The organism is Brachybacterium sp. Z12 (assembly GCF_014400405.1).
Classification (GTDB): domain Bacteria; phylum Actinomycetota; class Actinomycetes; order Actinomycetales; family Dermabacteraceae; genus Brachybacterium.
Genome location: NZ_CP060496.1, coordinates 1,109,448 through 1,122,881, shown reverse-complemented (window position 1 = coordinate 1,122,881; position 13,434 = coordinate 1,109,448). Strand labels below are relative to the sequence as shown.

At 70.1% G+C, this 13,434-nt stretch carries 12 protein-coding genes and 3 pseudogenes; 6 read left to right on the top strand and 9 right to left on the bottom strand.

The window, feature by feature from the left end; translation table 11 throughout:
• Positions 1 to 42: 42 nt before the first annotated feature.
• Positions 43 to 447 (bottom strand): hypothetical protein, encoded by a 405-nt coding sequence (locus H3H54_RS06045; protein WP_262425919.1) that lies wholly within the window; start codon positions 445 to 447, stop codon positions 43 to 45.
• Between the two features lie 240 nt (positions 448 to 687).
• On the opposite strand from H3H54_RS06045, the gene H3H54_RS06040 reads away from it, so the two are divergent.
• The gene (locus H3H54_RS06040; RefSeq protein ID WP_262425918.1) at positions 688 to 1,068 is read left to right on the top strand and encodes a hypothetical protein; all 381 of its coding nucleotides are present in this window, start codon (positions 688 to 690) and stop codon (positions 1,066 to 1,068) included.
• 47 nt (positions 1,069 to 1,115) lie between these two features.
• Here H3H54_RS06040 and ileS read toward each other — a convergent pair.
• A pseudogene (gene ileS, locus H3H54_RS06035) lies at positions 1,116 to 4,408 on the bottom strand (isoleucine--tRNA ligase).
• 469 nt (positions 4,409 to 4,877) lie between these two features.
• On the opposite strand from ileS, the gene H3H54_RS06030 reads away from it, so the two are divergent.
• Both H3H54_RS06030 and H3H54_RS06025 read left to right on the top strand, forming a co-directional pair.
• The gene (locus H3H54_RS06030; RefSeq protein ID WP_262425917.1) at positions 4,878 to 5,114 is read left to right on the top strand and encodes a hypothetical protein; all 237 of its coding nucleotides are present in this window, start codon (positions 4,878 to 4,880) and stop codon (positions 5,112 to 5,114) included.
• Between the two features lie 133 nt (positions 5,115 to 5,247).
• Positions 5,248 to 5,520, top strand: a complete 273-nt coding sequence (locus tag H3H54_RS06025) for a 2Fe-2S iron-sulfur cluster binding domain-containing protein (RefSeq protein WP_262425916.1) — start codon at positions 5,248 to 5,250, stop codon at positions 5,518 to 5,520.
• A gap of 10 nt (positions 5,521 to 5,530) precedes the next feature.
• On the opposite strand, the gene H3H54_RS06020 is transcribed toward H3H54_RS06025, so the two are convergent.
• The 6 genes and pseudogenes from H3H54_RS06020 to H3H54_RS05995 form a co-directional block, all read right to left on the bottom strand.
• Entirely contained in the window at positions 5,531 to 5,821 is a 291-nt protein-coding gene (locus H3H54_RS06020) for a hypothetical protein (RefSeq protein ID WP_262425915.1), read from the bottom strand.
• A gap of 99 nt (positions 5,822 to 5,920) precedes the next feature.
• Positions 5,921 to 7,801 (bottom strand): ABC transporter ATP-binding protein, encoded by a 1,881-nt coding sequence (locus H3H54_RS06015; protein ID WP_262425914.1) that lies wholly within the window; start codon positions 7,799 to 7,801, stop codon positions 5,921 to 5,923.
• Positions 7,801 to 8,586, bottom strand: coding sequence for an SDR family oxidoreductase (locus tag H3H54_RS06010; RefSeq protein WP_262425913.1), 786 nt, complete (start codon positions 8,584 to 8,586; stop codon positions 7,801 to 7,803). Before H3H54_RS06010 ends, H3H54_RS06015 begins: the two co-directional genes overlap by 1 nt.
• A gap of 52 nt (positions 8,587 to 8,638) precedes the next feature.
• Positions 8,639 to 9,544, bottom strand: a complete 906-nt coding sequence (locus H3H54_RS06005) for a cation diffusion facilitator family transporter (protein ID WP_262425912.1) — start codon at positions 9,542 to 9,544, stop codon at positions 8,639 to 8,641.
• Entirely contained in the window at positions 9,541 to 9,726 is a 186-nt protein-coding gene (locus tag H3H54_RS06000) for a hypothetical protein (protein ID WP_262425911.1), read from the bottom strand. Before H3H54_RS06000 ends, H3H54_RS06005 begins: the two co-directional genes overlap by 4 nt.
• An 80-nt stretch (positions 9,727 to 9,806) precedes the next feature.
• Positions 9,807 to 9,977, bottom strand: a pseudogene (locus H3H54_RS05995) (hypothetical protein); the annotation flags it as partial.
• Between the two features lie 187 nt (positions 9,978 to 10,164).
• Here H3H54_RS05995 and H3H54_RS05990 point away from each other — a divergent pair.
• The 3 genes and pseudogenes from H3H54_RS05990 to H3H54_RS05980 all read left to right on the top strand — a co-directional run bounded on the left by H3H54_RS05990 (position 10,165) and on the right by H3H54_RS05980 (position 12,582).
• On the top strand, positions 10,165 to 11,313 hold the full coding sequence (locus H3H54_RS05990; RefSeq protein WP_262425910.1) for a hypothetical protein: 1,149 nt from the start codon (positions 10,165 to 10,167) through the stop codon (positions 11,311 to 11,313).
• Positions 11,300 to 11,446 carry a hypothetical protein gene (locus H3H54_RS05985; RefSeq protein WP_262425909.1) on the top strand — a complete coding sequence of 49 codons (147 nt, stop codon included), beginning with the start codon at positions 11,300 to 11,302 and terminating at the stop codon, positions 11,444 to 11,446. Before H3H54_RS05990 ends, H3H54_RS05985 begins: the two co-directional genes overlap by 14 nt.
• A gap of 76 nt (positions 11,447 to 11,522) precedes the next feature.
• Positions 11,523 to 12,582: pseudogene (locus H3H54_RS05980) on the top strand (lipoyl protein ligase domain-containing protein).
• Here the strand turns inward: H3H54_RS05980 and H3H54_RS05975 are convergent.
• On the bottom strand, positions 12,498 to 13,355 hold the full coding sequence (locus H3H54_RS05975; protein ID WP_316249148.1) for a metallophosphoesterase family protein: 858 nt from the start codon (positions 13,353 to 13,355) through the stop codon (positions 12,498 to 12,500). The pseudogene H3H54_RS05980 and the gene H3H54_RS05975 sit on opposite strands and share 85 nt — an antisense overlap.
• Positions 13,356 to 13,434: the final 79 nt, after the last annotated feature.

Here is a 13,434-nt window from a genome sequence, read left to right as displayed (position 1 = left end):
GCGTTCAGCTCAGGCCGTACTTCTCGTAGAAGGACTCGGCCGTCACCCGGTCGCGCCGCGGGTTCTCCCCGGAACGTCCGGCTCGAGGTCCAGCGGGGTCAGATCATCCCCGTCTCCGAGGACCGCGGTGATCCCTCCGACCCTGAGGCTGCGAGCCTCCGGATCGTCGAGCTCTGCATGGATGACCGTCACCACGTCCCGCATCACTTCGTCGAAGATCGCGAGTCCGCTGGCGCGATCCTCCGCATCCAGCGTGACGGTGCCGTGCAGGAGGCGCTCGAAGTTCGCACCATCGGCCAGCTCGAGCTCCGCCCCGGAGACTCCCTCGACCCCGGCCGCGGCCTCTTCGGCTGCGGCGAGAACATCGCCGCGCCCGATCCCGCACCCGCTCAGCAACGTGGCCGCCGCCGCAGCGACTCCGCCCAGAAGCCCGCGTCTGTTCACCATGCTCATCCCCTCGTCTGAAGGCTCACCCCAGAGCATGTCATGCACGGTGCCCGGTCAACCGAACATCCGCGGAGCCGGGGAGCCGGGATGAGGGGCCCCGGGAAGGAGCCGTCGAGACCCGCCGGCGGGGTCTCGGAGCCCCCGGAAGCCGGCGAACCCGAGAGATACCGTGGTGCTCCGCGGGCGACACCGAGAGGATCGATGCACATGAACCGCCGGATTGCACTGACTGGAGGCGCCATGGGCCTGTTTTCGATGCTCACCGGATGCAGCCTGTTCCGCACCGGGAAGCAGTCTGTCGCGGACGCCATCGAGGGCGCACCGGAAGTCACCGGCGCAGACATCAGCTTCGGGCCCGGAGGCGGGCTGGGAACTCAGATCTCCGGAAGCATCACTCTCGACGTCTCCGCGGACGAGCTGCACGACGCCTTCGACGACGCCTGGGGTCGCGGAGTCGAGGTCCTCTACCGTGTGTATGACGGGAAGAGGGGAGTCCTGGTGGCGGATGTCGTCGGCAAGAATCTCGAGGAGGTCACGGTCTCCTCGAGAGATCTGGTCGAACTCGGCGCGTCTAAACACCCCACCCTGGGCCACTTCTACGACCACTACGGGATCGGCTGATCCCGGTCGCGGGCCCCGTCCTCAGGAGCCCGCGCCCGTCCACTGCGTCAGACCTTCGCGACGGACACCGTGACGGTGCCGCCGGAGACCTTCTCCGTCGCTTCGTGCGCACCCTCGGCCGGAGCCGCGGGGGCCGCGAGCTCGACGGCGAGCACCTCGGCAGAGACCAGGTCGCGATGTACCGAGACGGCGGCGACGACGCTCTCGTCGCCATCGACGGTCAGCCGGATCCGGTCGGAGACCTCCAGGCCCGCTCCACGTCGGGCCGCCTGGATCGCGCGCACCACGTCACGGGCCACGCCCTCGGCCTCGAGCTCGGCGGTGACGCGGGTGTCGAGCGCGACGAAGTCCCCGCCTCGCAGCACGCCGACCGCGCGTCCCTCCATCGCGGACGACTCCCCGCCACCAGATCCAGCGTGTACTCGCCTTCGACCAGGTCGATGCCGCCGGAGGTGACCACGCCGTTCTCGTCGACCGACCAGTCGCCGGACTTGGAGCCCTTGATGACCGTCTGCACCTGCTTGCCCAGGCGCGGGCCGGCGGCGCGGGCATTGACGCTGAGCCGCTGCTCGACGCCCATCCCCTGCGCCTCCTCGCTCGCGACGTCCAGCAGGCGCACGGCCTTGAGGTTGAGCTCGTCGGAGATGATCCCCGAGAACGCCTCGAGCGAGCTCGGGGCGTGGTGGACCACGGTGAGCTCCGCGAGGGGCAGGCGGGCCCGCAGCTGTTCCTTCTTGCGCAGGGAGTTGCCCACGCTCGCGATCGCGCGCACATCGTCCATCTGTGCCACCAGCTCGGCATCACGGGGAACAGGTCCGCATCGGGCCAGTCGGTCAGGTGCACGGAGCGGCCACCGGTGAGCTGCTTCCAGATCTCCTCGGTGACCATGGGCAGCAGCGGAGCGGCCACCTGGCACAGGGTCTCCAGGCAGGTGGAGAGCACGTCGATCGCCTGCTCGTCGCCCTCCCAGAAGCGGTCGCGGGAGCGGCGCACGTACCAGTTGGTGAGCATGTCCAGGTAGTCCTGGATCAGCTCGGCGGAGTCGGCGATCGACAGCGCGGTCATCGCCTCCTTCACCTCGCGCACCAGGTCCCCGGTGCGGGCGAGCAGGTAGCGGTCCATCACATCGGTGGACTCGTAGCGGGCCTTCCCGCGATAGCCGACGGGATTCCCTGCGGTGTCCTTCTCCCCTGCGGCATTGGCGTACAGCCCCAGGAAGTACCAGACGTTCCACAGCGGGAGCACCACGTGGCGGGTGGCGTCGCGGATCTTCGGCTCGTCGACCACGAGGTTCCCGCCGCGCAGGATCGGCGAGCTCATCAGGAACCAGCGCATCGCGTCGGCCCCGTACTTGTCGAACATCTCGCGCACGTCGGGGTAGTTGCGCAGCGACTTCGACATCTTCTGCCCGTCCTCGCCGAGCACGATGCCGTGGCAGATCACCGAGGTGAAGGCGGGCCGGTCGAACAGCGCGGTGGAGAGCACGTGCATGACGTAGAACCAGCCGCGGGTCTGCCCGATGTATTCGACGATGAAGTCCGCGGGGTTATGGGACTCGAACCGCTCGGTGTTCTCGAAGGGGTAGTGCATCTGCGCGAACGGCATCGAGCCGGAATCGAACCAGACGTCGAAGATCTCCTCGACGCGGCGCATGGTGGACTTCCCGGTCGGGTCGTCGGGGTTCGGGCGGGTGAGCTCATCGATGTACGGGCGGTGCAGGTCGACCTCGCCGTGCTCGTTGCGCGGCAGGGTGCCGAAAGCTTCCTCGATCTCTGCGAGGGAGCCGTAGACGTCGATCCGGGGTGGTTCGGGTCGTCGCTCTTCCAGATCGGCAGGGGGTGCCCCAGTAGCGGTTGCGGGAGATCGCCCAGTCGCGGGCGCCCTCGAGCCAGCGGCCGAACTGGCCGTGCTTGACGTTGCCGGGCACCCAGTCGATCTGCTCGTTGAGCTCAAGCATGCGCTCGCGCTGGTCGGCGACCTTCACGTACCAGGAGGAGACGGCCTTGTAGATCAGCGGGTTCCGGCAGCGCCAGCAGTGCGGGTAGGAGTGCACGTAGCTGGCCTCACGCAGCAGGCGCCCGGCGCTCTGGAGGTTGCGGATGATCGGGCGGTTCGCCTCGAACACCTGCACCCCGGCGATCTCGTCCAGCTGCGTGCCGGCGAAGTAGTCCAGGAACTGCGCGCCCTCGTCCACCGAGACGATCACAGGGATGCCGTACTCGGCGTTGACCTGCTGGTCGATCTCGCCGTAGGCGGTGGCCTGGTGGACCACGCCGGTGCCGTCATCGGTGGAGACGTAGTCCGCGACGGTGACGATCCAGGCGTTCTCGGTGCCCCACTTGGCGCGGTCCTCGGAGTAGACCGTCCACAGCGGCTGGTAGGCGACATGCTCGAGCTCGGCGCCGGCGAAGACGCGCTGCTCGCAGGCGGCGAGCGCTTCCTCGGCGCTCTCGTAGCCGAGCTCCTTGGCGTAGGAGCCCACGAGCGCCTTCGCCATCAGGTAGCGGCCCTCGCCCGCGGAGGTGCCGTCGGCGGCGCCGAGCGGGCCGGCCGGCAGCACCGCGTACTCGAGCTCAGGGCCGACGGCGAGGGAGAAGTTGGTGGGCAGGGTCCAGGGGGTGGTGGTCCAGGCCAGTGCCTTCACACCGTCCAGGCCCAGCTGCTCGGCCTTCTCGCCGGAGAACGGGAAGGTGACCGTCACCGTCTGGTCCTGCCGTTCCTGGTAGACGTCGTCATCCATGCGCAGCTCGTGCGCGGACAGCGGTGTCTGGTCCTTCCAGCAGTAGGGCAGAACGTAGTACCCCTCGTACGCGCGGCCCTTGTCGTACAGGGTCTTGAAGGCCCACAGCACCGACTCCATGAAGGTGACGTCGAGGGTCTTGTAGTCGTTCTCGAAGTCGACCCAGCGGGCCTGGCGGGTGACGTAGTCCTCCCACTCCTTGGTGTACTTCAGCACCGAGGCGCGGGCGGCGTTGTTGAACTCCTGGACGCCCATCTCCTCGATCTCGCGCTTCTCGGTCATGCCGAGCTCCCGCATCGCCTCGAGCTCGGCGGGCAGGCCGTGGGTGTCCCAGCCGAAGCGGCGGTCCACCTTGTTGCCGCACATGGTGCGGAAGCGCGGGACGACGTCCTTGACGAAGCCGGTCAGCAGATGGCCGTAGTGGGGCAGGCCGTTGGCGAAGGGAGGGCCGTCGTAGAAGACGAACTCCTCGGCCCCTTCACGCTGCGCGATCGAGGCGCGGAAGGTGTCGTCGGTGCGCCAGAACTCCTGGATCGCGTTCTCGAGCGAGGGCAGGTTCGGCGAGGAGACGAGCGGATCTCCGGTGACCGGGTAGACCATGGGACGGACCTCCGAGGAAGAACAGGGGACGGCAGCTGGGACATCATGCTGTCCGAGGACGCTTCCGACCCGGGGGTCGGCGGCGCGGTACCACCTCGGTTGACGCCCCTCGCGCCGACGAATGCCGTGCGGGGGCCTCCCCTTGTTCCTCAGCTGTGACGGGCTGGTCCCGGCGGGTTCTACTGGGCCCGCGCCCGGGGACGGGCGGTGGGCGGTTCTTCCCGCGGCTCTCCGGTGATGGCCGGGTCGATGCCGATGGCGGTCAGTGTACGCCGCCGGTCGCCGGCGGTCACGTGCCCGCCCGGGGAAGAGACGCGAGGAACAGGTGCCGGTCGCGCACTGTTCCGAGCGCACATCGCCGCCGGATCACAGCACTCCTGCGCCATGCTCCCAGCCCGTGCCCAGCTGCACGCGGTGCGATGGGGTCTCCGCGGCGCAGCGGTCGTCGCCGGATCGAGGAGGTACCGAGATGGATGACGAGACCGGTCCTCGGCGCGCACGCGTCGGGGCCTCCGCGATGGGAGCGGCAGCCCTGCTGGTGCTCAGCTTCGGCCCTTCCGCCCTCGCGCTGAGCCCCTCCAGCAGTCCTGCCCCGGCGCCGGTCCCCCGAGTCGTCACCTCCGCCCCCACGCTCGGCACCGCCGCGGGTACGGCGATCCGTGATGCCGGCAGCGAGGACGATCAGGGGCAGGCGCAACGGGGCTGAGCGACGGCGCCTGCCCGGGGACAGCGATCTGACGAGGCGAGGCTCACCTCGTCGCACCCGTGCTGACGTGGAAGACTGATAGCTCCACGTTTTCGTCCCGTGCCCTGGGGCGGTCGATGCAGAAGGAGCGAGGATGTCGCTGTTCGGAGAGCCCTTCACCGCGAAGTGCCTGAAGTCGGGGATCACGCTCGAGGTCGGCGAGGGTCAATCCCTCCTCCAGGCGCTGCTCGATGCCGACATCTCGATGGACTACTCCTGCGAGGGCGGCGTGTGCGGCACCTGCGTGGTGCCGCTCGTCTCCGGCGAGGTCGAGCACATGGACGAGTTCCTCATGGACGACGAGAAGGAAGACCAGATCATCACCTGCGTCTCCCGCGGCGAAGGCGATATCGAGATCGACGTCTGAGGGACAGCCCTCACAGACGCGGACCGGCGACCGCCCAGGCGACCCCCACCAGCGTCATCAGCGCCGCGGCGCTCCCGATAGCGAGCGGCAGCGCAAGGCTCGGCCCCGCGACCAGCAGGATCAGCATTCCCAGCGCCGCGATGGTCAGCAGCAGAGCGAAGAGCAGAGGCCGGCCGACGGCGGGCTTCGCCCCGCGCCATCGGTGCTCGATCCGCTCGGGGTGCATCGTCGCCATGAGGTGCCCTCCGCCCTGGTGATCGTGGGGGCGCCGCCCTGCAGCAACGGTGCGGCGCCTCTTCATGGAGAGATCCTCTCCCGGCCGGGGAGCCGCCCACATCAGGCGGAGGGAGGAGATCGCCCTCCACCTTTGGTCGTACATCGAGCCCGGGGCGGGATCTGCTCAGGGGCGCGGCGGCGGGATCTCCTCCTCGGCGGCGGGCTCCGACTCGGCATGGTCGCGCCGCGCGTCCTGGAGGGCGAGCTGCGCGAACAGGCCACCGTGGGCGACGAGCTCCTCGTAGGTGCCGCGTTCGACGATGCGGCCAGCCTGCATCACGATGATCTGATCAGCCTGGCGGATGGTCGAGAGACGGTGCGCGATCGAGACGGTCGTGCGTCCCCGGGCGGCGGCGTCGAGCGCGCCGGACATCGCCCGCTCGGTGGCCACGTCCAGCGCGGAGGTCGCCTCGTCCAGCAGGAGCACGGGCGGGTCCCGCAGGATGGTGCGGGCCAGCGCCAGGCGTTGCTTCTCCCCGCCGGAGAACCGATAACCGCGCTCCCCCACCACCGTTCCGTACCCCTCGGGCAGAGATCCGATGTGGTCATGGATCTGCGCGATCCGGCAGGCCTGCACGAGCTCCTCATCGCTCGCGTCGGGCCGGGCGAAGCGCAGGTTGTCCGCGATGCTCGCATGCAGCAGATAGGTCTCCTGGGTGACCACACCGATGCTCGCGGCGAGGGATTCCATCGTGATCTCGCGCAGATCGTGGCCGTCCAGGGTGATCGCGCCGGAGGTGGGCTCGTAGAGCCGCGCCATCAGGTAGCCGGTGCTGGTCTTGCCCGAGCCCGTCGCTCCCACCAGCGCTGTGTGCTTCCCGGCCGGGACCACCAGGTCCAGCCCGTGCAGGGCCGGCCCCTCAGCGCCCGGATAGGTGAAGGTGACGCCTTCGAAGCGGATCTCGCCCCGCACCGCTGCCGGGTCGAGCGCCACAGCGTCCGGGGCGTCCTGGATCAGGATCGGCGCATCGAGGTACTCGAAGACCCTCGCGAACAGGGCCAGGGAGCTGTTGACCTGGTTCGCGACTCGCAGCAGGCCGTTGATCTGGGGGAAGAGACTGGATTGCAGGGCGATGAAGGCGACCAGGGTGCCGATGGTGACGCCCTGGCCCTCGGGGTCGCCGAACAGCAGATGGCCGCCGAGCAGATAGGTCAGCGCAGGGAACAGGGCCATCAAGGTGGTGAACACGGCCATCTGCCAGCGCCCGGCCATCTCGGAACGGACCTCGAGATCCGCCAGTTCGCGGGAGCTGGTGGAGAAGGCCTGGCTGAGCGCCTGCGTGCGCCCCATGGTGACGCCGAGCAGGATCCCGGAGACGGACAGGGACTCCTGGATGCCTGCGGAGAGGTCCGCGGCCTTCTCCTGACGGGTGCGGACGATCTCGCGCCGACGCCGGCCCACGCGCCGGTTCATCCACACCGCGAAGGGCAGAGCGATGAGGGAGAACAATGTCAGCCGCCAGTCGAGCGCGACCATCGCCACCAGCGCCATCAGCACGCCCGCCCCGGCGGAGACGATCTGGGTCATCACCGAGGTGACCACTGCCTGCATCGAGCCGATGTCGGAGAAGATGCGGGATTGGATCTCGCCGGTGCGGGTGCGGGTGAAGAATCCCAGACCCATGCGCTGCAGGTGCGAGAACACCGAGACCCGCAGGTCGTGCATCACGGACTGGCCCACCCGGGTGGAGAGCATCGACTGGGTGACCCCGAGGGCGCTCGAGACGACGGTGACCGCGATCAGTCCGCCGACGGCCCAGCCGAGCACGTCGGCGCGCTGCTCGGGCAGGGCGACGTCCACGATCTCCCGGATGAGGAACGGGGAGACCACCCCGGCCGCGGCACCGACCACGATCAATGCCAGCACTCCGGCGAGGGTCGCTCGGTAGGGGCGGAAGAGCATGAGCACCCGGCGCAGGTCGGGTCGCTGCCCGGGTGCGAGCTTGAGGTCGTCGCGCATCCGGCCGCCTCCGCCGCCCATGCCGCCCCCGCCCATGTGGGCCATCAGATCCCCTGGTGGCGGGCGACATGGTGGGCGGCTGCCTGGGCGAGGGGACGGACCGTCACGAGGTCGAGGTTCACGTGGTGGGGCGCGTTCAGAGCGTAGGAGATGACGTCGGCGCAGTCCTCGGCGGTGAGCGGCTGCTCGACCCCGTCGTAGACGGCGTCGGCCGCGCCCTGGTCGCCGAGGCGCACCAGGGAGAACTCTTCGGTGTGGACCATTCCGGGGGCGATCTCGATGACTCGGATCCGCTCCCCGTTCAGTTCGAGCCGCAGAGCGCGGGCGAGCATGTGCTCGCCCGCCTTGGCGGCGTTGTAGCCGGAACCTCCGGGGTAGGGCTCATGTGCTGCGACAGAGGTGACGAACAGCAGGTCCCCGCGTCCGCTCGCGCGCAGCGCGGGCAGCAGCGCGCGGGTGACGCGCACCGTGCCGAGCACGTTGATGTCGTACATGCGCTGCCACTTCTCGAGGTCCGCCTCCGCCGCGGTCTCGACGCCGAGCGCCCCGCCGGCCACGTGCACCACGGCGTTGAGCCCGGGGCCGAACAGCTCCTGCGCTCGGGAGACGAGCCGGTCCACGGAGTCGTCGGAGGTGATGTCGACGGCGAGCACCTCGCAGCCGGTCTCCGCGGCGAGCTCCTCGAGGCGGTCCTCGCGGCGGGCGACGGCGAGGACGTGCCAGCCCTCGTCGACCAGACGACGGGCGGTGGCGCGGCCGATCCCGGAGGAGGCGCCGGTGACGACGGCGGTGAGGCGGGCGGAGGTGTTCGAAGCGTTTGCAGTGGTCATGGCCTCAGCGTACGCGGGAGCGGGCTGCCGGACCGGCGGGTGCCGGCGCTCGTCACCAGCCGATCTCGAGGCAGCCGTGGTGGTCGGTGGGCTCGGTCTGGATGGTCGCGTGCGCGATCCCGTGGTGATCACGCAGCAGTGCCTGCGCGGCATCGAGCACACCGTGCGGATCGGCGCCCGGCTCGACCATCAGGTGCACGGTGGCGACCTCCATGCCCGAGGTGAGGGTCCACAGGTGGAGGTCGTGGGCATCGGCGACACCGTCGATCGCGGCCAGGGCACGGTGGATCTCCTCCGGGTCGATACCGGCGGGCGCGGCCTGGCCGAGCACGGTGAGCACCTCTCTGGCCAGCAGCACGGCGCGCACAGCGATGAACGCGCCCACGGCCAGCGCCACCACGGTGTCGATCACCGTGGCGCCCGTGGCCCGGATCAGCACCGCGGCGAGGATCACCCCGACCGAGCCGAGGGTGTCCGCGAGCACCTCGAGATAGGCGCCCTTGATGTTGAGGCTCTCCTCGGCGCCTCCGCGCAGCATCAGCAGCACCACGAGGTTCACGGCCAGGCCCAGCACGCCGACCATCAGCATCGGGCCGGTGTCCACGGAGGTCTCGACGCCCAGGCGTCGGATCCCGCTGATCCCGACCGCAGTCGCGACCCCGAGCATGATCAGCACGGCCAGCAGCGCCGCGAACACCTCCAGGCGGTAGTTGCCGAAGGTGCGCCGGCCGTCCCTCGAGGGGCGCGCGGCCAGCACGGTCGCGGCCAGCGCGGCGGAGAGGGTGACGACGTCGGCGGCCATGTGCCCGGCGTCGGAGAGCAGCGCCAGAGAGCCGGACAGCAGGCCGGCCACCAGCTCGACCACGAAGAATCCGCCGATCAGCACCACCGCGACCAGCAGCCGCCAGCGGTGTGCAGCGCCCGCATGGCCTGCGACGGCGCCGTGGGAGTGGCTCATGCTCCCGCCTGCTCGACAGTGCCCGCAGCGGCGTCGGAGGCGGCTCCCGTGGCCCCGACACCCCGCTCAGGGTGCTCGAGAGCGCTGTGCTCGGTATGGCTGAGGGCGAGGTCCAGCAGCATCCGCACGTGCGGGTCGTCGAGCCGGTAGAAAGCCCGCCTCCCCTCCCTGCGCACGGCCACGATGCGGTGGGCGCGCAGCAGCTGCAGGGCGTGGTGGAGACGCCGGAGTCCGACTGCCCGGTGGCTCTGGACAGCTCGCCGACGCTCACCTCCCCCTCCCGCAGGGCCAGCAGCAGGCGCAGGCGGCTGGGGTCTCCGAGGAGGGAGAAGACGTCGGCGAGGTCCTCCACCGCACGGTCCCCGGGGATCTGTTCGCGAAGCTCGGCGGTCGACGTCTGGCCGACCACCTCGATGCTTGAACGTCTGCTCATATGTTCATGATGGCATGCTTCGGTCGGGCTCACCAGAGCTTGGCCCGTGATCCGTGTCCCGGCACGGCCGACTCGTGGCACTGCCGGGCATCGCTCCCTCGACCTGCACCGATGCGCCCTGTTCAGAGCAGATGGCGACCGGCTACCGTGGGGCGCACCTGTATCCCGCACGTCCCTGAGGAGGATCATGGCCCGCTCGTACGCCACCGTCGGACAGATGCTGACCTACGCCGTGGATCGCTCCTCCCTCTCACCGGACCTGCAGGGCCCCGCACGCGTCGAGGTGATCCTGCGGAACATGCTCGAGTTCGTGCTGATGTCACCGCGCAGCCGAGATGCGTTCCTGCGCACGGTCGCCCGCACCGAGCACACCACCGGCAGCATCGCCGCCGCCCCGAGGCTGCGCCGCACCTCCCCCGATCTGATGGCTGAGCTGCTGCCCCGCACGAAGGACTCCGACGACGGTGCGCGCCTCGGGATCGTCCTGCGCGTCGGCGGCCCGTTCGGCACCAAGCAGCTGCGGGAGATGCGCACCGTCCTCGGCACCTCGCCCCACCATCTGCTGCTCGCGATCGCCCGGCACACCGACCGCGCGGAGCTCGACGGAGAGGTGCCCGAGGGGGTCGTGGCCACCAGCTGGGCACGGGTGGGCCGCCGCATGCCGAAGGCTGACCCGGGGCACGCCCACCTGTGGGAGACCCTCGGGGAGATCGGCGAGAACGCCGGGCGGCCGGTGGTCCAGTTCCCCGTGGATTCCAAGAAGCTCCTCACCAAGACCTCCACCGCCCGGGAGTTCCGCGCGCATCTGGACGTGATGCACCACGCGAGCCGCGCGCTGTTCGGCATCAGCCCGCACTTCTCGACCCGCCGGGGGCAGACGGGCGCGCACCTGCAGGCCGGCGTCGGCCGACAGCGCACGGGACTCGAGTTCGGGGAGGTGGAGCACGGCACCCCGGTGCATTTCTTGCGCACCGGCGAGGAACCGGTCCCGCTCGGGATCGGCCGCCTGGACGGGGACGAGGAACGCGAGGCGGCACGAGAACGTCTGGCGATGCTCTCCCGCCGCACGGCGTGGCGGACCGAGGCAGGAGCCCCTCCCCCGCCCGGGGAGCTGATCGGAGCCCCGGCCGCCCCTGAGCTGGAGGGCGCACGCCTGCTGCTGTGGGCCGTGTTCAACCCGATGCTGCTGCGTGACCGCGGCTTCGACCCCGCGCCCTCGCGCCGCCAGCCCGCCCTCACGTCCACCACGATGGGGCTGCGCCTGCTGCATCGCGGGGACTCTCCGGCACCGAGTACCGGCTGTGGGTGGGCGGCGACCGCGAGTGGAAGAACCTGATCCCCGGGTCACCCGCGAAGAGACCGCGCAGCGTCCGTCCGAGACCTACGCGATCGCCCCGCGCAAGAGCCAGTCCACCGCGGACTTCGTGTGGGAGGTGCACCGCGCGCTGCGCTCGCTCACCATCGGGTGAGCGGTCACCGCCGACACCGCACCGCCGGGACTGCGGGACAATGGCGAGCATGGACGAGCGCAGCGACAGCACGGTGTTGAACGGGCAGTACAAGGTGCGGGGCGGCAAGCTGGTCTCGGTGGACGTCACAGTCGCCGAGGGCAGGATCGCCACCGCTCACGTGTTCGGGGACTTCTTCCTCGAGCCGGACGACGCCCTCGAGGACCTCAATGCCGCTCTGGAGGGCATGCCCACCGAGGCGACCGCCGCCGAGCTCAGGGCGGCGCTGACCGCGCGGCTCGACGCTCGGCCGGATCCGGTGCAGATGATCGGCTTCGATGTGGAGGCGGTCGCGATCGCGGTGCGCCGCGCGCTCGGGCATGCGACGAGCTGGGACGACCTCACTTTCGAGGTGATCGCACCGGTGGTGCTGCCCCCAGTCATGCACGTGGCGCTCGATGAGGTGCTGCCGCTGGAGGTCCTCGCCGGCCGGCGCGGCCCCCACTTCCGGATCTGGGACTGGGATTCCGCGCTGGTGGTGATCGGCTCCTACCAGTCGCTGCGCAACGAGATCGACGCCGAAGGCGCCGCGAAGCACGACATCGGGGTGGTGCGGCGCATCACCGGCGGCGGCGCGATGTTCATGGAGCAGGGCAACTGCATCACCTACTCGCTGGTGGTGCCCACCTCCCTGGTGGAGGGGCTGAGCTTCGAGCAGGCCTACGCCTACCTCGACGACTGGGTGATGGGAGCGCTCGCGGAGATCGGGGTGAAGGCCCACTACGTGCCGCTGAACGACATCGCCTCCGAGCAGGGGAAGATCGGCGGCGCCGCCCCAGCGCCGATTCGCCGGCGGTGTGCTGCTGCACCACGTGACGATGAGCTACGACATCGATGCCGAGAAGATGGGCGATGTGCTGCGGATCGGTCGCGAGAAGCTCTCCGACAAGGGCACTCGCAGCGCGAACAAGCGCGTGGATCCCATCCGCTCGCAGACGGGTCTCGCCCGTGATCAGATCATCGAGGGCTTCCTGGACTTCTTCCGGGCCCGCTACGACACGGTCACCTCGACCTACACCGAGGACGAGCTCTCGCGAGCTCGGGACCTGGTGGAGACGAAGTTCGGCACCGAGGAGTGGACCTCACGGGTGCCGTGAGGCTGTGCCGGGCGCTGCGCTGAGCCCGAGTGCGGCGTGGTCGCCGCGGTACACCCCGGTGCGCAGTTCGAGGACGTACGCCTCGGCCTCCGGCATCCCGAGGGCGAGGGTCGCCTCGATCTCGGCCTCGACGTCGTAGGGGACGCGCACGAACTGGATCCCGAACGGGGCATCGGCCCGCCTCTGGGATCACCTTCGAGGATGACGTAGGAGGGCGTCGGGTCATCCAGCTGGTTGCCGACGCTGCCGACGTTCGCCAGCATCCCCTCCCGCCCGGAGCGCAGGAAGGGGTCATGGATGTCGCCGTAGATGACGACGTCCGCTGCGCGCCCGCCGCCGGTGAAGGGGGTCGGCGCGAACATCATGGCGAACTGCTCCTCGCTGTGCTCCCTGTGCACCCGGGTGAACTCGTCGATGGGAGAGGCGTGCATCAGGCGCAGCAGCCGGCCGGAGAGGTGCAGGTCCAGGCTTCCCGGCAGCTGACGGAGCCAGGCCCTGTCGTCTGCGGACAGCTCTGCGCGCCACCAGTCCTGCGCCGCTGACCGGGGCTCCCCCTCGCCGGCGATGAACACCTCCCAGTTGCCGCGCACCGTCGCCGCGCAGCGCTCGCGGGTCAGCGCGGTGCAGGCCGCGCCGCGCGGGCCCTTGCCGACGACGTCGCCGAGGTTGAACACGCGGGTGATGCCGCGAGCGGCGATATCGGCGAGCACGGCCCGGTAGGCGGTGAGGTTGCCGTGCACGTCGGAGATCAGGGCGATGCGCTCGAGAGCCATGCCCCCACGGTACGTCCGGGACGCCGCTGCGACCCTGTGGCACGCGAGGGCGCTCACACTGCTGACGCCTGCGTTGCAC

Bases quoted from the DNA above. Each gene is read 5' to 3' on its own strand.
- H3H54_RS06005 (WP_262425912.1), bottom strand. From the start codon at position 9,544: ATGAGCCACTCCCACGGCGCCGTCGCAGGCCATGCGGGCGCTGCACAC.
- H3H54_RS05990 (WP_262425910.1), top strand. From the start codon at position 10,165: ATGGCCCGCTCGTACGCCACCGTCGGACAGATGCTGACCTACGCCGTG.
- H3H54_RS06040 (WP_262425918.1), top strand. From the start codon at position 688: ATGGGCCTGTTTTCGATGCTCACCGGATGCAGCCTGTTCCGCACCGGG.
- H3H54_RS06025 (WP_262425916.1), top strand. From the start codon at position 5,248: ATGTCGCTGTTCGGAGAGCCCTTCACCGCGAAGTGCCTGAAGTCGGGG.
- H3H54_RS06015 (WP_262425914.1), bottom strand. From the start codon at position 7,801: ATGGCCCACATGGGCGGGGGCGGCATGGGCGGCGGAGGCGGCCGGATG.
- H3H54_RS06020 (WP_262425915.1), bottom strand. From the start codon at position 5,821: ATGAAGAGGCGCCGCACCGTTGCTGCAGGGCGGCGCCCCCACGATCAC.
- H3H54_RS06045 (WP_262425919.1), bottom strand. From the start codon at position 447: ATGGTGAACAGACGCGGGCTTCTGGGCGGAGTCGCTGCGGCGGCGGCC.
- H3H54_RS06030 (WP_262425917.1), top strand. From the start codon at position 4,878: ATGGATGACGAGACCGGTCCTCGGCGCGCACGCGTCGGGGCCTCCGCG.
- H3H54_RS06010 (WP_262425913.1), bottom strand. From the start codon at position 8,586: ATGACCACTGCAAACGCTTCGAACACCTCCGCCCGCCTCACCGCCGTC.
- H3H54_RS05975 (WP_316249148.1), bottom strand. From the start codon at position 13,355: ATGGCTCTCGAGCGCATCGCCCTGATCTCCGACGTGCACGGCAACCTC.